Below are 19,483 nucleotides of genomic sequence, written 5' to 3'. Positions count from 1 at the left end.
CACCGGGCACTACATGCACCCGGTGGAGTACGTGCTCACGGGCACGCTGGCGCTCGTGGGGCCGCTCCTCGTCGGCGCGCACGTCGTCGTGCTGTGGATCTGGTTCGCCTTCCGGCAGTGGGAAGCGGCCGAGGGGCACTGCGGCTACGACTTCCCGTGGACGCCCACCCACTTCTTCGTCGGCAACGACGGCGCGCGCCATCACGACTATCACCACGCGCGCGTGCGCGGGAACTATGCCGGCTTCTTCCCGATCTGGGACCGGGCCTTGGGGACGTTCGCGAAGGGCTACGCGGAGGTGTTGGCCGGCCCACGATAGGAGGCCGACCCAAGACTTCGTCTTGGGTCGGGGGCGAGAATGATGCGCTCGTGGTACGGGCGACCCGCATGCCGCGGCTCGCTCGCGCAGAGCGACCCGACCCCCCATGGGCAAGACTGTGCGCCTGTGGTTCACGGTTCGCATGGCCGACGAGACGGTCGCGACGCGCCTCCGGCGCCGCGCGGTGACCATTCCGGCCTACGCCACGGCGCTCGTCCTTCTCGTCGGGCTCGCACCGATCCTTGCTCCGGTCCTCTTCCTGGTCGATGTCGCGCGTGGCAGCCGCCTCGCCGCGACGCGGCTCGTGCTGTTCGGCATCGCCTTTTTCGCGGCCGAGCTGCTGGGTCTGCTCGCGAGCGCGCTCGGGAGCGTCGTGTTCGTCCGTGCGCACGCACGCCGGCTCGCGTGGCACTACGCGCTCCAGACGGCGTGGGCGCGAGTGCTCTTCGGTGCGGCCCGGCTGCTGTTCCGCTTCGACGTCGCGATCGACGGCGACGAGGCCGTGCCGCCGGGCCCGGTCCTCGTCCTGGCCCGCCACGTGAGCCTCGCCGACACGCTGCTCCCGGCCGTCTTCCTCGCCCACCGCCACGGACTTCGCCTGCGCTACGTGCTGAAGCGCGAGCTGCTGTGGGATCCGTGCCTCGACGTCGTCGGGCACCGGCTGCCGAACGCGTTCGTGGCGCGCGGGTCGGAGGACAGCGCGCGCGAGATCGCTCGCGTGCGTGATCTGGCGCGCGGCATCGGGCTCGGGGAGGGCGTGCTCATCTATCCCGAGGGCACGCGGTTCACGCCCGCCAAGCATGGGCGCGCGCTCGCACGGGTCGCGGAGCACGATCCCGTTCGCCACCGGCGTGTGCGTACGCTGGCCCACGTGCTCCCGGCGCAGCTCGGCGGCACGCTCGGGCTCTTCGACGCGTGCCCCGGCGCCGACGTCCTCTTCCTCGCTCACACCGGGTTCGAGGGCGTGACGACGCTGCGCAGGGTGCTGGACGGGGCCCTGGTCGGGCGCACGATCCGGATTGCGTTCTGGCGCGTGCGCGCCGGCGACGTGCCACGCGCGAACGCGGAGCGGATCGGCTGGCTCGACGGCGAGTGGAAGCGGATGGACGCCTGGGTGGGCGCTCACTCGACCGTGTACGGATCCTCGAGGCACGAGAGGTCGGTGTCGGGATCGAGGTCGGTCTCGGCGAGGAGCTCGTAGGCCCGCGGCACCGCGCGCGCGACCGCCCGCTCGGCGGCGCAGGCGCTGCGCGAGAGCACGCACGCGACCAGATCGTCGACGCTCGGCTGGCCGGAGCCGGCGAACGGGCACGCCGACGCGTCGCGCGAGAAGCCGAGGCCGGCCTGCTGGTCGAGGAGCGCGGGTAGCCCGCCGGGCACCTGGCCGCAGAGCGCGCCCAGAGGCGGCGCGAGCCGCGCGATCCACGCGCGCTGCTTGTTCACGACCGCGAAGCAGCGGTTGGTCGCGCGCACGAGACACGCGTCGGCGCCGGGACCGTCCGCCGCGGGGCCGAGCAGGCAGGCGACGACGCCGCCGACGCAGCGCAGGACGCCGCGATGGCGGGCATCGAAGACGCGACGGGTCGTGCGCGACGTGGCGGCCTGGCAGTCGGCCAGGCCGATCGGGCCCGACACGGCCTCGCGCCGCGCGCCGAGCGGACCCAGGCGCAGCGTGCAGGCGTCGTTGCAGAGCAGAGTGCCGGGCGGCTCGCACGTCTCGCCGGCGTCGAGATCGATCGCCCCGTCGCCGCAGCTGGGGTCGCGGCACGTCGTTCGACAGTGATCCGGCAGCACGTCCGAGTTCGCCGGGCCGTCGTCGCAGTCCTCGCCATCGTCGACGACGCCGTCGCCGCAGCGGGCGGCGGGCGCTTCGAGGGTGCAGTCCGACGCGCATCCGTCGCCGCTGTGGTGGTTGCCGTCGTCGCACTCCTCGTCCGGCTCGACGACGGCGTTGCCGCACGCGTCCGGCTCCCACGCGCACGCGGCACTGCAGCCGTCGCCGTCGTCGGTGCCGCCGTCGTCGCAGTCCTCTCCCTGGTCGACGACACCGTCGCCGCAATACGGGCGCGAGCAGTCGGTGCGGCACGCGTCGGCGACGTCGTCGGAATTCGCCGATCCGTCGTCGCATTCCTCGCCGTCGTCCAGGCGGCCGTTGCCGCACAGGGTGGCGGCGAGACACGCGCCCGAGCCGTCGATCGGGACGCCGAGGCGCGCCAGGAGATCGGCGGCGCGCGGCACGGCGTCGAGCAGAGCCTGGTCGGCCGTGCAGGCGAGGGCGTCGCCCTGGCACTGCGCCGCCGCACCGAGATCGCCGAGCGCGACGATGTCGGCGGGACAGAAGACGCTCACGAGATCGAGGCCGACCGCGTCGGGATCGAGGACCGTCGCCGCGGGGAGACCCGCGCCGCCGGGCATCGCCTGCGTGCAGCGCAGCGCCGCCACGTCGACGCGGGACTGCAGCCGTCCGAGCGCGCCCAGCCGATGCTTGCACCGCACGGCGACGTCCGTGAGGCACGGATCGCCCGACGCGGGGGCGCTTCCGAGGAGAGCGCCGCAGCGGAGCGCCTCGTCGATGCAGCGCGAGTAGAGGGCGCGACGGTGCAGGACGAACTGCTGCGCGACGCGCGCGATCGAGCGCTGGCAGCGCACGACGCGGGCCGACTCCGGGAGGGCGGCGCGGACGGTGGGAGCGAGGAACGCTGCCGCACCGAGCACCACGAGTCGCGTCCATCGCCCCGGCACGGGCGGTGTGGCCCCGCAGGAACCATGCCAGGCGCGCCCGTGACGGCGACGGCAGATGACGGCGCAAGGGCGTCACGACGCCGCCGGTCCGCGGCCCGGCCGTCGTCGCGATGACGGTGGGAGCACGGCGGATCGCGGATGCTATGGACGTCACTCGACGTCGAGCGCGAGCACGGTCGCCAGCGGATCGAGCATCGCCTCCGGCACGCGGATCGTGACCTCGCCACTCGGGTCGGGGTTGAACAGCTCGTCGATGATCGCGCAGCGGGTGGTGAAGTCGAGCGCGGTCCCTGTCCGCAGCTCGGTCGCGGCGCGAACCCGGCGAATCGGAAGACCGCGCACGGTGACGGTGTCGTAGGGGCGCGACAGGAGGTGCAGGTAGATGCGCGTCCCGCGTCGTGTCGACGGGCCGTAGAACTGCCACGGCGCGAGCCCGGCGCCCGTGTCGAGGATCGCCTCGCCGTAGTCCTGCATCCAGCGCCCGATCGCCTGCAGGCGCTCGTCCTGCTCGGGCGCGAGGCTGCCGTCGCCGCGCGGCCCGACGTTGAGGAGGAGGTTGCCGCCCTTGCCCGCGATCTCGCACAGGGTGTGCACGAGCGCGCGCGACGACTTGTACTCGGTGTCGTCGGGATTCCACGCCCAGCTCTCGTTCATGGTGAGGCAGGTCTCCCAGGTGCGCCCGGGCGGATCGGCCGGGACGAGCTGCTCGGGCGTGTCGTAGTCGCCACAGCCCGGCAGGCGATCGTTGATGACGATGCCCGGCTGCAGCTCGCGGATCGTCGCCACCAGCTCGTGGGCCCGCCACGCGTCGGCGCTCCGCTCCCAGCCGCCGTCGAACCACAGCAGGTCGACGCGCCCGTACTGCGTCAGGAGCTCGCGGATCTGGCCTTCGAGGACGCCGGAGAAGCGCCGCCACTGCGCGTCGGTGGGCCGCGGCGCCATCCCGAATCGATACGGCCGGTCGGCATCAGTGAACGCCGGGTAGTCCGGGTGGTGCCAGTCGCACAGGGAGAAGTAGAAGCCGACCTTGAGCCCAGCCTCGCGCGTCGCGTCGGCGAACTCGCGCACGAGATCGCCGCCGTACGGCGTGCGCGCGATCGAGAAGTCGGCGGTCCGGGTCGGCCAGAGCGCGAAGCCGTCGTGGTGCTTGGTCGTGAGGACGGCGTAGCGCATCCCGCAGCGCTTCGCATGCGCCAGCCATGCGCGCGCGGCCCCCGGACGCGGCGCGAACGTGAGCGCGTTGGCGTGGTACGCCTCGGCGGGCACGTCCTGGCAGTGGTGGAGGTTCTTCACGCCGCCCACGAGCGGCCACGAGAGCTCCCAGCCGCGCTGGCTGCCGTGGCCCCAGTGCACGAACAGGCCGAGTCGGGCGCCGCGAAACCAGGCGGCGGTGGGATCCCTGGTTGCGCTCTCGGCGGACATCGCAGTACGTCATCCTCGATGCAGGACTCCCCGGTCAAGGTCGGACACATGCTGCTCACCATGGTCGATCCCCATCGCGGCCACGAGGTCGCGTACAATCGCTGGTACGAGCGGGATCACTTCTACGCCGGGTGTCTGGTGGGGCCGTGGTTGTTCGCGGGACGCCGCTGGGTCGCGCCGCGCGCCTTGAAGGCACTGCGCTATCCGCGCGAGAGCGCGCTCGCGAAGCCCGACGTCACGGCGGGCTCGTACGTCGCCATCTACTGGATCCACGCCGATCGCTTCGACGAGCATCGCGAGTGGGCGGGGCAGCAGGTCCGCTGGCTCTACCAGAACGGACGCGGGTTCGCGGCGCGGACGCACGTGCACACGCTCCTCTACAACCTCGAGTGGACCCTCTACCGCGACGCCGATCCGGTGCCGATCGAGCTGGCGCTGGATCACGGCTTCGCCGGCATGGCGATGCTGGCCGTGCGGCGCGCGCCGGGCGTTTCCGCCGCTGCGGTCGACGCCTGGTGGCGCGCGGCGCTCCCGCCCGCGATCGCCGGCACGCCGATCGCCACCTGCGCGTCGTGGTCGGCGGTGCCGCAACGGGGCGCGCCGATGGACATTCCGGTCGTCGACGAGCCGGAGCGCCTCCGCATGCACCTCTTCTTCCTCGACACCGACCCGCTCCGCACCTGGCACCGCTTCGAGACCCTCGGGCGCGAGCTCGCGGCGTCCAAGCTCGGCGAGGTCGTGTTCGCGTCGCCATGGCTGCCGACGATCGTCGGCACCGACACCTACACGGACGAGCTCTGGTAGCCCGCGATGGCCGCGCCCTACCGCTGCCGCGACGACGTCGTCGTCCCCGCCGCGAGTGAGGCGTGCTTTGCGGTGCTGCGCGACATCGGAACCTACGCGCGGTGGTGGACGCTCGTGCGCGTCGATCCGGTCGCGGGCGGGACGCGGCTCAGCCCCGGGATGCGCTTCCGCTTCACGGGCGGCCGGCCCGATGGCCGGGAGGTATCGTGGGTGACGCGCGTCACGGCGGTGCACGCCCCGGTGCGGATCGGGCTCGAGTACGACGAGGGCGACCTCACCGGGAGCACGGGGTGGGAGCTCACGGACACCGCGGCGGGAACGCGGGTCGCCTACGTGTACTACGGCGTCACGCCGCACGGTCCGGCTGCGGAGGCGACGTTCGGCCGCTACGGCACCCGGCTCCACAGCGTCGCGATGCGCGAGGACGCGCTGGCGGGGCTGGTCCGGCTGTTCGGCGGCGCGGGCGCCGATCTCGACGACACCACGTGGCGCGCGCACGTCCGGTCCCGTCTCGTGGCCGGCGTGCGCGCGCTCGAGCGGTCGTGATGGGCTAGCGGTTCGGCTGCGGCGTCATCCGCAGGTACGGGCGGAGCGCCTTCCAGCCCTTCGGGAACTTCCCCTTCGCGTCCTCGTCGGAGAGCGCGGGCACGATCACGCAGTCGTCACCGTCCTTCCAGTTGACCGGCGTCGCGACCTTGTAGTCGTCGGTGAGCTGGAGCGAGTCGAGGACGCGCAGCAGCTCGTCGAAGTTGCGTCCCGTGCTCGCGGGGTAGGTGATCGTCGCGCGCACCTTCTTGTTCGGATCGATGAAGAAGACCGCGCGCACCGTGAGCGTGTCGTTCGCCTGCGGGTGGATCATGCCGTAGAGGTTCGCGACCTTGCGCTCGGGGTCGGCGATGATGGGGAAGTTCATCGTCGTCTTCTGGGTGTCCTCGATGTCGCCGATCCACCTCTTGTGCGACGGCAGGTCGTCGACGCTGACCGCGATCATCTTGCACTTCCGCTTCTCGAACGCCGACTTCAGCTTCGCCGCCATGCCGAGCTCGGTCGTGCAGACAGGCGTGAAGTCCTTCGGATGGGAGAACAGGACCGCCCAGGTGTTGCCGATCCACTCGTGGAATTTGATCCTGCCCGCCGTCGTGTCGGCCTCGAAGTCCGGGGCGATGGTCCCCAACTGAATCGCCATGGAATGCTCCTTTCGTTGGCTACGGTGAGACCCCGATGGCTAACCCGCGCCTCCAGCATGGTCAACGGCCGGGACATCCCATGATCAGGCGATGCCGCGTGGCGCGTTGACCCGGCTTCGACGCGCGGGCTAGAGCGACGCACGTGGGACCGCTCCACGGAGTGTTGTCGATTGCGCTCGTTCTCCTTGCCATGCCCGCCCTGGCCGAGGACTTCACGGTCTCGGTCGCAGCGAGCTTTCGCGACGTCGGGGCGGCGATCTCGAGCGCGTTCGAGAAGGAGCATCCGGGCGTGAAGGTCACGCTGAACAACGGGCCGTCGGGCATGCTCGCGCGCCAGATCGAGGACGGCGCGCCGGTCGACGTGTTCGTGTCGGCAGGCTGGCCCGAGATCGAACGCCTGCGGGCGAAGTCCCTCGTCGCAGGCGAGCCGGTCGTGGTTGCGCGCAACGAGCTCGTGCTCGTCGTCCCCAAGGGGTCGCCGTGGATCGGCAAGGACCCGAAGGCGCTCCTCACGTCGCCCGACGTGAAGCGGATCGCGAGCGGCGACCCGGCGACGGTGCCGTTCGGCGCCTACGCGAAGCAGGCGCTCACGGTGGTGGGCCTCTGGGACGCGGTGTCGCCGAGGATGGTGTTCGCGTCCGAAGTGCGTCAGGCGCTCACGTACGCCGACGAGGGCGCGGTCGATGCCGCGATCGTGTACGCGACCGACGCCAGGATCGCGAAGAGCGCGATCGTCCTGGGCGAGGTGCCGGGGTCGGCGGACCTTCGCATCGAGACCGTCGCGGTGCGCACCACGCGGGCGCCGGCCGAGCCGGCGACCGGCTTCCTCGTTTATCTCACCAGCCCGACCGCTCGCGCGATCCTGGCGGCGGCGGGGTTCCTTCCGGTCGATCGTTGAGCGGCATCGCGTTCCCGCTCTGGCTCTCGCTGCGCGTCGCTGTCCTCGCCACGCTGGTGGTCGTGCCCGCCGGCGTGCTGCTCGCGCATCTGCAGGCGCGCTACCGCTACCCCGGGCACGGCGTCGTGACGACGCTCGTCCTGATGCCGCTCGTCCTGCCGCCGACCGTGACCGGCTACTACCTGGTCATGCTCTTCTCTCGCGACGGCCTCATCGGCGCTCCGCTCGAGCGCGCGACCGGGATGAGCGTCCTCTTCACGTTCTGGGCCTGCGTCATCGCGGCGGCGACCATGGCGCTGCCGCTCGTCGTGCGCACGGTGCAGGCGGCCTTCGAGGCCCTCGACCCGACCTACGAGGAGATCGCGGCGACGCTCGGTGCCGGCCGCGTCGAGACGTTCCTGCGGGTCCGCGTCCCGCTCGCGGGGCGAGCGATCCTCGCCGCGGGCGTGCTCGCCTTCGCGCGCGCGCTCGGCGAGTTCGGAGCCACCATGATGCTCGCGGGCAACGTGCCCGGCCGGACCAACACCATGCCGCTCGAGGTCTTCTCGGCCTACCTCGCGGGCGACGATCGGCGCGCCCATCTCCTCGTCGTCGTGCTGACGATCGTGTCGGCGATCGTCATCGTCGTCGCCGAGCGCCTGGCGCGGAGGGCGGCGGCGTGAGCCCCGCACTCCGCTTCCACGTCACGCTCCGCGTGGGCGCGCGCGAGTGGCGCCATCAGGCGACGATGGACGGGCCGGGGACCCTCGTCCTGTTCGGACCGTCGGGGGTGGGCAAGACGATCACGCTGCGTGCGATCGCCGGTCTCACGAGCCCGGTGGCCGGCATGATCCGCTGCGGGGAGCGCACGCTCTTCGACGCGGCGGCGCGGATCGACGTGCCACCGCAGGACCGCGGCGTCGGCTACGTGCCGCAGCACGCGGCGCTGTTCCCGTACCTGACGGTGCGCGGCAACGTCGGCTTCGGCGTCGCGCGGCAGGAGCGTGCCGGGCGCGTGGGTGCGTTGCTGGACGAGCTCGGCATGAGCGGGCTCGCGGACCGCTGGCCGGCGGCGTTGTCCGGCGGCGAGCGCCAGCGCGTCGCCGTCGCCCGCGCCCTCGCGCGGCGGCCGACGCTCCTGCTCCTCGACGAGCCCTTCTCGGCGCTCGACCGCGCGGCGCGGCTCGATCTGCGGGCGTGGTTTCGCGCCCACGTGCGCGCACAGGGTCACGTGGTGGTGCTCGTCACCCACGACCGCGAGGAGGCGATGGAGCTCGGCGATCGCCTGGTGCTGCTCGACGACGGACGCACGATCGCCGAGGGGCGGCCGGCCGACGTGCTCGCAGCCGCCCTCTGACCTTGACAGCCGGCGGCGACGGGGCGCAGTGTTCCCGCGGATGGACGAGACCTCGAGCGACACGCCCGAAAATTTGTCACGCCTCGTCGAGATGCTCGAGGAGGCGGTGCGGACGGTCGACGAGCTCGATGCCGATCCCATCGTTCGCCGCCTGCTCGAGGCGTTCCGCCTGATGCCGATTCAGGACCGCGAGGTGGTCGTCGGCGCGATCGAGCGCGAGGTCCAGGCGCGCCGGCTCTCGCGCGCGACCGAAGAAGCGACCGGTCAGACGATGCACCCCAACCCGAACGCGCGCCTCTATCTGCGCTCGCACGAGACGGCGGTGCCACGCTCGCTGCTCGAGCGCGACGAGCTCATGCTGGCGATGCTGAGCGCGTTCCGCGTGACGCCGATCCTGATCGTCCCCGAGATCCACGCCGAGTGGATGGATGGGACGCGCGCCGCGCTCGAGCACGTCGAGCCGGAGACGCGCACAGTCGTCGCGCAGCTCCTGCGCGAAGTGTTGGCGATGGTGGAAGAGGACGTCTCGACGTCGCCGGGCGACGCGACCGCGCATGCGTCACTCCACGCGTTGGAACACGAACCAGCGAAAGCCCGATAGCGGCGCCGTCGGGTACTCGGTCTCCAGGCGATAGCGCGTGCCGAGTCGATCGGTGAGCGCCGGCGGCGGCGGCGCCTCCCCGAGGGCGCGATGCGCGACGTACCACCGTGGCCCCGGGGCGGTGAGCTCGTTCACGCGCACGTAGCGGATCGGTTTCGGGAAGCGCGGGGCGAAGTACTCGATCACGAGCCTGTTGCGGAAGTCGTGATCGCTGCCGACGGCGAGCGCGTCATCCGGCGTGTGGCGGACCATGTAGGCGAGGGCCTCCTGGTAGGCGCCACGGCCGTCGCGGAGCAGCCAGGCGATGCGCGCGCCGTTGCCCGCGAGGAAGGCGGCGAGCATGGCGGCGGCGAGGATCCGCGGGACGATGCCGCGCGTCCAGAGGGCGGTGAGGAGCTGGGCGAAGACGAGGAGCCAGAGCGTGGCGCTCACGAGGAAGTAGCGCTCGGCGTAGAGATTCGTCGGCTGCAGGATGCCGAGAAGCAGCGGCGAGCCGACGATGCCGGTGAGGTAGAACGCCCACGCGTCGGCGCGCCGGCGCAGGAGGTCGCCGACGCCCGCCGCCAGAACGGCGCCGGCCACGACGGCGAGCACGCCCGGCGGCGTGTCGAAGGGCAGCCCGGTCGTCGTGGCGATGGCGCGCAGGAGAGGGGGCAACGCGCCCTCGCGAGGGCCGCCGCCGACGGTGACGCCGTGCAGGAATCCAACGTAGAAGACGGCGAAAGCGACGGTGGGGACGCCGAGCCACCAGACGACCGTGACGAGGCCGCGCGCAATGCCGTCGCGCCGCAGGGCGCGCACGGCCGTCCAGGCGGCGAGGGCGACCAGGAAGTGGAGCGCGAGGGCGTGTGCGAGGAACGCGAGCGTGAGCGCAATCCATGCCAGCGGCGCGCGCCGGCTGCGGGGGGTGACCCCGTCCCCGAAGGCGATCGCGACCGCCGCCAGGCCGAAGGCGATCGAGAGCGCGTAGCCGCGCGCCTCGGATCCGTAGTGGACGAGCGGGTAGGAGCCGCCGAGCACGATCGCGGCCAGGAGCCGCCGGCCGCCGGCGTGCGGGTCGCCTTCGAGCGCCGCCAGGCGGATCCCGAGCAGCACCGTGGCGACGCCGGCGACCCACGCGGGCAACCGGTAGGCCCAGTCGGAGCCGAGCGGTCGCAGGCAGTAGAGCGCGAGCGTGTTGAGGACGTGGTTGTTGTCGTGGCGGAGCTCGGTCACGATGCCGAGCGGCGAGTGCAGCGTGTTCACCAGCGTCAGCGACCAGATCTCGTCGAGCCAGAGGTCGTTCCACGTGGCGGCGAGGCGCAGGACGGCGGAGCAGGCGACGACGGCGGCGACGGCGATGCGCAGCGAACGGCCGTCGCCGGACGCCGTGGCGTCCACTAGAGCGTGCTCACCGCGTGGCCGCCGTCGACGACGACGACGCTGCCGGTCATGAACGCCCCGGCATCCGACGCGAGCAGGAGGAGGGCACCGTCGAGGTCCTCGGGGCGTCCGATCCGCCGCTGCGGGATGCGCTCGATGAGGCGCGCACCCGCGGGTGTCGACCAGAAGTCGCGGTTGAGATCGGTCTCGACGTAGCCGGGCGCGATCGCGTTCACCTGGATGCCGTGACGCGCCCATTCCATCGCCAGCACGCGGGTCAGATGAATCAATCCGGCCTTGGCGGCGGCGTACGGCGCGAGCTGTCCGATCGTGCGCAGGCCGGTGATGGACGCGATGTTGACGATCCGTCCGGGACGCCGCGCGGCGACGAGCGCCCGCGCCGCCGTCTGCGCGACGAGCCAGGCGCCGCGCAGGTTCGTGTCGACGACCGCGTCCCAGTCCGCCTCGTCGAGCTCGAGCGGTGGCTTCAAGATGCTGATGCCGGCGTTGTTGACGACGAGGTCGACGGGACCAACGGCCTCGGACGCCGCCGCGAAGGCGGCGCGCACGGAGGCGCCGTCGGTCACGTCCATCGCGACGGCGACGGCGCGCCCGCCCGCCGACGTGATCTCGCGCGCGAGCTCGTCCAGGCGATCGGTCCGCCGGGCCGCGACCGCGACGGCCGCCCCGTGCGCGGCGAGCGTCCTCGCGAAGTGGTGGCCGAGACCCGCGGAGGCGCCCGTCACGAGCGCGATGCGGCCGGTGAGGTCGAAGGGTGCCGGCATGCGGGCGGTCATAGCGCAGGCCGGGGCGCCGATCGACGGCTCAGGCGATCCGGTAGCGGCGCAGCTCGGGGACGCGCGCGGCGATCACCGCCAGCACGACCAGGCACGCGAGCCCGCCGCTCACGACGGCGAACGGCGCGCTCGTGAGCGCCGCTACGAAGCCCGACTCGGCGGCGCCGAGCTGGTTCGACGCGCCGATGAACAGGAAGTTGACGGCGCTGACGCGGCCACGCACCTCGTCGGGGGTCGAGAGCTGGATGGCGGTGCTGCGCATGACCACGCTCACCTGATCGGCGACGCCGACCAGCATGTAGGCCGCGACCGAGAGCGGGAACCACCGCGACAGCCCGAAGACGATCGTCGCGCAGCCGTAGACCGCGACCGCACCGAGGAGCGCGGGCCCGGCGCGCCGGACGGTCGGCAGGACGATCAGGGCGAGCGAGGTCGCGAGCGCGCCCAGCTCGAGCGAGGACGCGAGGAGGCCGTAGCCCCGCGGTCCCACGTGCAGGATCGTCTCGGCATAGACCGGAAGCAGGGCGGCCGCGCCGCCGAAGATCACGGCCAGCATGTCGAGCGTCATGCAGCCGAGCACCACCGGCTGCCGTCGCACGAAGCGGAGCCCCTCGCGGATGGCGTCCAGGCTGACGCCGCGCTGCGTGCTTCCCGTCGGCGGGCGCGGGCCGAGGAACGCGAGGCCCACGAGCGACCCGAAGACGAGGACCGCGTAGGCGCCGTACACCGACCCGATCCCCGCGGCGGCGATGAGCACGCCGCCCAGCGCCGGACCGGTCGCGAACGAGAGGGCCTGCGTGGTGGCGGCGATCGTGACCGCGCGCGGGAAGACCTCGCGCGGGACGAGCGTCGGCAGCAACGCGGCGCGGGCGGGGTTGTCGAACGCAGCCGCGGCGGCGACGACCACGACCAGGCCGTAGAGGAGCGGCAGCGTGACGGCGCCGCGGGCGGTCGCGACCAGCAGGACGACGGCCGCCGTCATCGCCACGCTCTGGGCCGTCATCATGATGGCGCGGCGATCACGGGTGTCGGCGACGGCGCCACCCACCAGCACGAGCGCGAAGCCCGCGAGGAACTGCACGAGACCGACGAGCCCCAGGTGGAAGGCCGATCCGGTGATGGCGAACACGTGCCAGCCGATGCCCGCGCGCAACATCATCATGGCGGCACCCGAGCAGAAGCGGCTCGCGAGGTACGCGACCAGCGTCCGGGAGCGCAGGGGATGCGGTGGCACGGGCCGCGCAGGGTATCGCGCTTGCGCGCGCCGTTCGACTTGAGGCAGCACTGCCCGCGTGCCATCGATCACGGTCGCGCTCCCGGGGTGGACATGAGGGCGCGTTGGCGCGAGCTCGCGCTCGCCGCCGTGCTCGCCGCGAGCCTCGGGGGATTGGTCGCCGCCCGCGGCGGGTTCGGCGCGCGCATCGGCGGAGCGGATCTCTACGCGACGTTCCTCGCAAAGTATCGAGCGGCGGCCGACGCGATCGCGGCCGGTCGCGCGCCGCTGTGGAACCCGGACGAGTACTGCGGCCTGCCGCTGCTCGGAACCGCGCAGGGCGCCGTCCTCTACCCGCCGGTCGTCGTGACGAGCCTCGCGATCGCCTCGCCGTGGGCGGGGTTGCAGGTGCTCTACGAGGTGCATCTCTTCGCGCTGGTCGCCCTCACGATCTGGTTCCTGGCGCGCTCGGGCGTGGGGCTCGCGGGCGCGACGCTCGCGTCGGCGCTGGTCGTGGCCAGCCTCTTCGACGGCGCGGCGGACGCGGGCCGGGACCATCCGAGCTTCCTGTTCGCCCTCACGTGGGTGCCGGTCATGCTCTTCGCCGGCTCGCGGCTCGACGCACGCTGGCGGCCCCGTGCCGTCGCGCTGCTCGCGGGCGCGAGCGCCCTGCAGTGGCTCGCGGGCTACCCCGAGTTCGCGATGGACATGGCGCTCGTGGTCCCGCTGGTCGTGGTGCTCGGACCGCCGCCCCGCGCCCGACGGCTCGCGGCGGCGGCGCTCGGTCTCGGGTGCGGTGTGCTTCTCGCCGCGCCGCAGATCCTGACCCTGGCGGAGACGACGGCGGAGAGCGTGCGGGGCCAGCCGGGACGCACGCCGTCGTTCGTCGCGCTCTTCCAGATCTTCGACGCGCGATACCTCGTGACGGTGCTCTTGGGCCGCATGGGCGCGGCGGGCGTCGTCTGCCTCGCCCTCGGCATCGCGGCCGGCGGATGGCGCCGGCGCGCGTGGCTGGGAGCCTTCCTGCTCGCGCTCTTCGCGCTCAACCGCCCCCTCTCGTATCTGTACGACGTCTATCCCTTCTCGGGCGCGCGCTCGGCCTACGGCTGGCACCACCTGTGGCCGGTGTTCGCGGCGTATCTCGCCGCGGTGGGGCTGGAGGTCATGCGCACGGGCACGGCGCCCGCGCTCGCCTCGTCGTCCAGCCTGGTCGTCGCGGCGGCCGCCGCCGCGGTCGGTCGCGGAACGGAGGCGCTGGCGGCGTTCGCGTGCGGCGTGGCGGCGTTGCCGATGCTCGCGCGCCGGGGCGCCTGGCTCGTCGTCGTGTTCCTGGCGGCGGTTCACGTCGTCGGCGTCGTGGCGGGCGTGCCGACGCGCGGGACACGCCTGCCGCCCGATCTCGCCGCGCTCGCGCCGCGGGTGACCGCGCTCGCCGAGGTGCGCGCACGCATGCCGGGCGCGCCGCGCGTGGTGGCGGGCCCCGAGCTGCGCGCGGGCGTGCCGCTGCGCGACGACCTGCCGTCGCCGACCGGGCACGAGCCCGCGCTGCCCCCGCGCCGCGTGGTCGACCTGCTCGCGCACGTCGGGCTCGACGGCCTCGTGACGGGCCTCTTCGAGCGCCGGATGTGGGAGCGGATGGCGGCGGCTCCGAACGTCGCGGCGGCCCTCGCCGTCGGGATGGTGGCCGCGCCGGCGGCATTCGCGCCGATCCTCCAGCCCGCGGGCTGGGCCGAGGTCGGGCGCCTGCCCGACGGCGATCGGATCCTGTTCCGGGCGGCGCCGCGCGCGCGGCTCGTGCACACCGTCGTGCGCGCCACCGACGAGGCCGACGCGCTCGGCCGCGTCACCGCTCCGGATTTCGATCCCGCGCACGCGGTCGTTCTCGAGCCGGGTCCGTCGTGGCCCGAGGTGGCGCCGGCACAGGGTGAGGAGTCGGTGCGGATCACGACCGACCGACCCGAGCGCGTGGTCGTCGCGACCGACGTCTCGAGCGCCGCCGTGCTCGTCCTCGCCGACACCGACTTCCCCGGCTGGACGGCGCACATCGACGGCGCGCGCGTTCCCATCGTGCGGGCGAACCACGCCTTCCGCGCCGTCGCGCTCGCGCCCGGCGAGCACGAGGTCGAGTTCGCCTATGCGCCGACCTCCTTCCGTGTCGGGGTGGGGCTGCTCGCGGTCGGTCTCGCCGTGCTCGCCTGGCTCGTCTTCGGCTCGAATCGGCCGCTGCCGACCGACTAGGAAGCCGACCCTCGTTTGTCGCGCCTGCTTTGCTGGGCCTTGCGCGCTCCGATCGACTTGAGGCAGCACTGGCCGCATGGGCGTTCTCGACGGGAAGATCGCGCTCGTGACCGGCGCCAGCCGCGGGATCGGCGTCGCGATCGCGCGGCGGCTGGCCGGGGAGGGCGCCGCGGTGGCGCTCGTCGCGCGCACGCTCCACGCGGAGCCGGGCGCGCATCTCGAGGGCTCGCTCGGCGAGACGGTGGCGGCGATCGAGGCCGACGGTGGCCGCGCCGTGCCGATCGTCGCCGATCTCGCAGACCCGGCGAGCCGGGCGCGCATCGTGCCGGCCGTCCACGAAGCGCTCGGGCCGGTCGACGTGCTCGTGCACAATGCGGCGGCCGCCATCTACGCGCCGCTGGCGGAGATGCCGCTGCGGCGCCGGCAGATCGTGTTCGAGGTGAACGTGCATGCGGCCGTCGACCTCGCGCAGGCGGTGCTGCCCGACATGCGGGCGGCGGGGCGCGGCTCGATCGTGAACCTCTCGAGCGCGAGCTCGGCACAGCCTCCGCCGCCGCCCGCGATCGGTGTCCCGACGACGATGAGCATCTACGGCGCGAGCAAGGCGGCGCTCGAGCGCCTGACGATCGGCCTCGCTGCCGAGGTCTACGCCGACAACATCGCGGTCAACACGATCGCGCCGGTCGCCGCCGTCGCGACCCCGGGCGCGGAGGCGCTGGTGGGGAAGCTCCTCGCCGAGCACCCCGAGCTGGTCGAGCCGGTCGAGTGGCTCGCCGACGCCGTGCTCGTCCTCGCCACCTGCGAGCCGCGACGGTGCACCGGGCGCGTGCTGTACTCGCGTCCATTCCTGGAGGAGATCGGTCGACGGCGGCAGGTGTAGCGCGTCGCCCGGTGCTCTGAGCCGCAGCCGTCGACATCCCGCAGTGTCCGATCGACCGGACAGCGTGTACAGGCGAACGGACAAGCCTCCACGTCTTTCGGGCCACCACCCCCGCCTCGGCGGTCGGCAGCCCGTTTGCTTACGCCGGCGAGGAGGGCTTGCTCATGCAGCCGGTTCTTGCGCTCCACCGTCGTGCCGGAGCAGGTGCGCAGCGTTCGGGGACCGCCATTGCCCTGTTGTACGCGACCGTCGCCGGCGCCGCGCCTCAGATCTCGATTGGCGTCATCTCGCCGAAGATGGGGGCCTCGAGCGCGACGGGCGAGGCCCACGAGGCCAGCATCGAATTCGCGCTCGGCAAGCGTCGTCAGGTCGCCCTCCCCGATGGTCAGAAGGTCGAGCTTCGCGTGGTCACACGAGACGACCGGGGCGATCCAAAGATCGCCGCCGAGGTTGCACGCGACCTGGTCGAAAACGAGAACGTCGTGGCCATCCTCGGGCCGGTCAACAGTCGATGCACGCGCGCCGTGCTCGACGCCACGCTCGACGTGCCGATCATCTCGGCGCTGTCGACGGCGCAGTCGCTGGCTGGACCGAAGCGCGATCACTGGTTCTTCCGGGCGACCGTCAGCGATCAGGAGCGGATGCGACAGTTCGTGAAGCTGCTGAAGAAGTACGATGAGCTTCTGGCGCCGCCGTTCCTCGTCCTCTACGAGGACGAGGAGTACGGGCGCGGCTTGCGCGACTCCCTGGGCAAGGTGTTCGATCTCGGCAGTGCGACCGTCCGCTCGTGGACGGAGGTCGCTTCCGAGCCGGCCGGAGCCGACGCGAGCCTGAACCACGACTCTCTTCTGCGCCCCGAGTTCATCGCGGGCCTTCCGTCGCCACCGCGAAGCATCTTCGTTCTCGGCAGCAACGGCGAGGGGGTCGTGCTGGCGCGCCAGCTCGACGCGGCGTTGCCTCCGGCTTTCGGCAAGCGGCTGTTCTTCTTCGTCGGTTCGGACGATCGCCTCCGCGTCCAGGCACCCGAGAACAGCCTCACGATCGGCGAGCCGACGGTGCTCGAAGAGGACACTCTCGACAGCCTGCGTGACGAGTTCCATCGGGTATCGGGTCAGAAGCCGGAGGCGCTGCTGGTGACGGCCTACGAGGCGGCGTACTACTTGGTTCCGCTCGCGCTCGAAGCAGCGCTGAAGGGTGTGCACGGCGTCCCTGCCGTGCCCGTGCTGCGGACCCAGCTGCGCGATGCGCTCGAAGCGGGGCAGTTCGAGTCGCTGGAAGGTTGGCGCAGCATCAACTTCGACGGCGGCGAGCTGCGCCAGGCTCCCGTCGTGGCGGTCTATCGTGCCCAGCGCGAGCTGGAGCTCGTGGAGATTCCCGACCCGCCCCCGTACGTCGACATCCAGGTGCCTCGGCAAGCTGGCTTCCTCGTCGGGCCGGTGATGGTGCGCCTGAAGGGCCACTCGGTCGAGAAGGCCCACGTGACGATCTCCCGCGTCGACGGCGACAACGTGCGGCCGGTGTCCGAGGAGGATGTCGAGCTCGATGATGACGGCGAGGGGACGTTGGGGTTCTATCCCTGGTGGCCGGGACGCTTTCGGTTCGACACCGACGTTCGGTTCGCACCTCCGAGACCCGAGACGGAGGTCTGGTGGAGCGGATACTATCTCTTGTCCTTCCTGGGCGCGCTGATCGGCACGTTCCTGTTCGTATCGGTCACGCGCGAGCGTGGCGGACGCGTCTCGCCGAGGCGGATCGTGGAAGGGCTCGTGTGCGCCCTTCTTCTGACGGCGCTCTCGTTCTACCGCTCGGTCTTGCCGATCCTGTCGACGCTGCCGTTGCTGGGAGACTCCCCGGGTTCGTCGGCCTTCATGACGGGATTGGTGGGGGGATGGTTCGGCCCGAGCGTGGTCGTGATCATCCTTCGGTACTTCAAGATCGACGTCGGCGACGACCGAGAGGAAGCGGGCGAATCGCGCTCGCATCCGCCCGGGCCGCCTCCTGCCGAGGCCGCGGCCCACTAACGGCGGCCCCAGCTCGCCTTGACCCGCACTGCGGCGGCGCGCGACAAGCCGCCATGGCCTATCGTGTGATCCAGTGGGCGACCGGCAACGTCGGTCGCGCGGCGGTCGAGGGGATCCTCGCGCATCCCGATCTCACGCTCGTGGGCGCGTTCGTCACCAACCCGGCCAAGGCCGGGCGCGACGTCGGGGAGATCTGCGGTCTGCCGAAGGTCGGCGTCGCCGCGACGAACGACGTCGACGAGGTCCTCGCGACACGCGCGGACTGCGTGCTGTACGCGCCGCTGCTCGCGCAGACGGACGAGGTCGTGCGCCTGCTGCGCTCGGGGAAGAACGTCGTGACGCCGGTCGGCTGGTTCTACCCCGAGCGAGGTCCCGGTACCGCAGAAATCGAGGAGGCTTGCCGCGCCGGCGGCGTCTCGCTCCACGGCACCGGCATGCACCCCGGCGGCTTCACCGAGCGCTTCCCGCTCACCTTCTCGGCCATGTGCATGAACGTCCGCCACGTGCGGGCCGAGGAGTTCTCCGACCTCCGCAACTACCAGGCCGAGTTCGTCGTGCGCGAGATCATGCTGTTCGGAAAGACCCCGCAGGCAGCGCGCGAGAGTCCGATGCTGCAGCTCCTCGCGCAGGGGTTCCATCAATCCATCGACATGGTGGCGACGGGGCTCGGCGTGACGCTCGACACCGAGAAGCGCGACGCGCACGAGATGGCGGTGGCGACCCGCGACCTCGACACGCCCGTCGGACGCATCGCCGCGGGGACGATCGCCGCGCAGCGCTTCACCTGGCAGGGCACCGTGCGCGGTGAGCCCGCCGTCACTGCGCGCGTCAACTGGTTCATGGGCGACGGCCATCTCGATCCGGACTGGCGCCTCGGCGAGGAGCGCTTCGAGGTGGCGCTCGACGCCGATCCGCCGATCGCGGCGACCTTCCACGGCATCCACCCGCCCGAGGTGGGGAAGAACCTCCACCGTCTACCCGGCATGGTCGGCACGGCCATGCACTGCGTGAACGCGATCCCGTACGTGTGCGAGGCTGCGCCGGGGATCCGCACCTACCTCGACCTGCCGCTCGTCTGCGGCCGGCGAGGGTGACGTTCCGCGAGGGTCGGGCGCACCGGCCCGACCCCCACGGCGCGCCGTCTACTCCTTGATCTTGATGTCGACGCCGCCACCGCCGATGGCGATCTTCACGCCCTGGGTGGTCGCGACCAGGTCGATGGTCACGCCGTTCTGGTTCCGCATCGTGGTGATGCTGCCGCCGCCCGCCACCGTCGCACCGGCGCCCACGGCCGTGTAGTTGCCGCTGAAGTCACCGATCTGCTTCAGGTTGTAGACCTTGCCCGAGGCTTCGAGCGAGGTGATCCCGACGTCACCGACCGAAAGGCCCTTCACGTCGATCGGATAGTCCTTGCCCTTGTAGCTCAGCGTGCCGCTGCCCCAGCTGATGCCGATGCCGGCGGCGATCGATCCGCCGCTCAGCTTGACGGTCGCGTCCGGCGTCTTCTCTTCGGCGACGGCGAGCGTGAACGTGAGTGCCACGCCGAGCGCGGCGACCGCAATGAACCCTGCCATCCTTTTCATGGTTCTCCCTCCTAGAGTCGTTGGGCGTCGACCACTACGGTCGCGCGCTCCGCGGATGCCCGTTTCTCCATGGCGAGTCT

Annotated in this window: 19 protein-coding genes; 12 read left to right on the top strand and 7 right to left on the bottom strand. The window is 72.2% G+C overall.

Annotation, left to right across the window (positions count from 1 at the left end):
- The coding region (locus VMS22_07135; protein HXJ33801.1) for a sterol desaturase family protein at positions 1-319 on the top strand (319 nt) is incomplete at its 5' end.
- 106 nt (positions 320-425) lie between these two features.
- Complete coding sequence (locus tag VMS22_07130; GenBank protein ID HXJ33800.1) at positions 426-1,520, top strand: 1-acyl-sn-glycerol-3-phosphate acyltransferase; 1,095 nt, start codon at positions 426-428, stop codon at positions 1,518-1,520.
- Here VMS22_07130 and VMS22_07125 read toward each other — a convergent pair.
- Together VMS22_07125 and VMS22_07120 are read right to left on the bottom strand one after the other, a co-directional pair.
- A complete protein-coding gene (locus tag VMS22_07125; GenBank protein ID HXJ33799.1) occupies positions 1,442-3,037 on the bottom strand; it encodes a DUF4215 domain-containing protein in 1,596 nt (531 codons plus the stop codon). The two genes, VMS22_07130 and VMS22_07125, sit on opposite strands and share 79 nt — an antisense overlap.
- A 174-nt stretch (positions 3,038-3,211) precedes the next feature.
- Positions 3,212-4,483 (bottom strand): alpha-L-fucosidase, encoded by a 1,272-nt coding sequence (locus VMS22_07120; GenBank protein HXJ33798.1) that lies wholly within the window; start codon positions 4,481-4,483, stop codon positions 3,212-3,214.
- A gap of 18 nt (positions 4,484-4,501) precedes the next feature.
- Between VMS22_07120 and VMS22_07115 the strand changes: the two genes are divergently transcribed.
- Positions 4,502-5,287, top strand: a complete 786-nt coding sequence (locus tag VMS22_07115) for a hypothetical protein (GenBank protein HXJ33797.1) — start codon at positions 4,502-4,504, stop codon at positions 5,285-5,287.
- A gap of 6 nt (positions 5,288-5,293) precedes the next feature.
- Complete coding sequence (locus VMS22_07110; protein ID HXJ33796.1) at positions 5,294-5,833, top strand: hypothetical protein; 540 nt, start codon at positions 5,294-5,296, stop codon at positions 5,831-5,833.
- Positions 5,834-5,837: 4 nt separating this feature from the next.
- Here VMS22_07110 and VMS22_07105 read toward each other — a convergent pair whose 3' ends face one another.
- Positions 5,838-6,473, bottom strand: coding sequence for a peroxiredoxin (locus VMS22_07105; GenBank protein HXJ33795.1), 636 nt, complete (start codon positions 6,471-6,473; stop codon positions 5,838-5,840).
- Between the two features lie 191 nt (positions 6,474-6,664).
- Between VMS22_07105 and modA the strand changes: the two genes are divergently transcribed.
- The 4 genes from modA to VMS22_07085 are packed head-to-tail and all read left to right on the top strand — an operon-like array spanning position 6,665 to position 9,309.
- A complete protein-coding gene (gene modA, locus VMS22_07100) occupies positions 6,665-7,372 on the top strand; it encodes a molybdate ABC transporter substrate-binding protein (protein ID HXJ33794.1) in 708 nt (235 codons plus the stop codon).
- The gene (gene modB, locus VMS22_07095; GenBank protein HXJ33793.1) at positions 7,369-8,034 is read left to right on the top strand and encodes a molybdate ABC transporter permease subunit; all 666 of its coding nucleotides are present in this window, start codon (positions 7,369-7,371) and stop codon (positions 8,032-8,034) included. The genes modA and modB overlap by 4 nt, the downstream gene beginning before the upstream one ends.
- The gene (locus tag VMS22_07090) at positions 8,031-8,708 is read left to right on the top strand and encodes an ATP-binding cassette domain-containing protein (GenBank protein HXJ33792.1); all 678 of its coding nucleotides are present in this window, start codon (positions 8,031-8,033) and stop codon (positions 8,706-8,708) included. Before modB ends, VMS22_07090 begins: the two co-directional genes overlap by 4 nt.
- A 40-nt stretch (positions 8,709-8,748) precedes the next feature.
- The gene (locus tag VMS22_07085) at positions 8,749-9,309 is read left to right on the top strand and encodes a hypothetical protein (GenBank protein ID HXJ33791.1); all 561 of its coding nucleotides are present in this window, start codon (positions 8,749-8,751) and stop codon (positions 9,307-9,309) included.
- Here VMS22_07085 and VMS22_07080 read toward each other — a convergent pair.
- The 3 genes from VMS22_07080 to VMS22_07070 are packed head-to-tail and all read right to left on the bottom strand — an operon-like array spanning position 9,268 to position 12,702.
- Complete coding sequence (locus tag VMS22_07080) at positions 9,268-10,689, bottom strand: hypothetical protein (protein ID HXJ33790.1); 1,422 nt, start codon at positions 10,687-10,689, stop codon at positions 9,268-9,270. The genes VMS22_07085 and VMS22_07080 overlap by 42 nt on opposite strands.
- Complete coding sequence (locus VMS22_07075; protein HXJ33789.1) at positions 10,689-11,456, bottom strand: glucose 1-dehydrogenase; 768 nt, start codon at positions 11,454-11,456, stop codon at positions 10,689-10,691. The genes VMS22_07080 and VMS22_07075 overlap by 1 nt, the downstream gene beginning before the upstream one ends.
- 40 nt (positions 11,457-11,496) lie before the next feature.
- Positions 11,497-12,702, bottom strand: a complete 1,206-nt coding sequence (locus tag VMS22_07070) for an MFS transporter (GenBank protein HXJ33788.1) — start codon at positions 12,700-12,702, stop codon at positions 11,497-11,499.
- Positions 12,703-12,795: 93 nt separating this feature from the next.
- Here VMS22_07070 and VMS22_07065 point away from each other — a divergent pair, with 93 nt between their 5' ends.
- From VMS22_07065 to VMS22_07050, 4 genes are all read left to right on the top strand, one after another.
- Entirely contained in the window at positions 12,796-14,919 is a 2,124-nt protein-coding gene (locus VMS22_07065; GenBank protein ID HXJ33787.1) for a YfhO family protein, read from the top strand.
- Positions 14,920-14,995: 76 nt separating this feature from the next.
- Entirely contained in the window at positions 14,996-15,799 is an 804-nt protein-coding gene (locus VMS22_07060; protein ID HXJ33786.1) for an SDR family NAD(P)-dependent oxidoreductase, read from the top strand.
- A 164-nt stretch (positions 15,800-15,963) separates the two neighbouring features.
- Positions 15,964-17,820 carry an ABC transporter substrate-binding protein gene (locus tag VMS22_07055; protein ID HXJ33785.1) on the top strand — a complete coding sequence of 619 codons (1,857 nt, stop codon included), beginning with the start codon at positions 15,964-15,966 and terminating at the stop codon, positions 17,818-17,820.
- A gap of 53 nt (positions 17,821-17,873) precedes the next feature.
- Positions 17,874-18,914, top strand: coding sequence for a dihydrodipicolinate reductase (locus tag VMS22_07050; GenBank protein HXJ33784.1), 1,041 nt, complete (start codon positions 17,874-17,876; stop codon positions 18,912-18,914).
- Positions 18,915-18,962: 48 nt separating this feature from the next.
- Here the strand turns inward: VMS22_07050 and VMS22_07045 are convergent, their stop codons facing one another.
- Positions 18,963-19,403 (bottom strand): DUF1134 domain-containing protein, encoded by a 441-nt coding sequence (locus VMS22_07045; GenBank protein ID HXJ33783.1) that lies wholly within the window; start codon positions 19,401-19,403, stop codon positions 18,963-18,965.
- Positions 19,404-19,483: the final 80 nt, after the last annotated feature.

It is taken from the genome of Candidatus Eisenbacteria bacterium, assembly GCA_035577985.1.
In the GTDB taxonomy this organism is placed as follows: domain Bacteria; phylum Desulfobacterota; class Binatia; order DP-6; family DP-6; genus DATJZY01.
The sequence above is the reverse complement of the archived record's forward strand: the minus strand, read 5'-3'. Positions and strand labels throughout refer to the sequence as shown.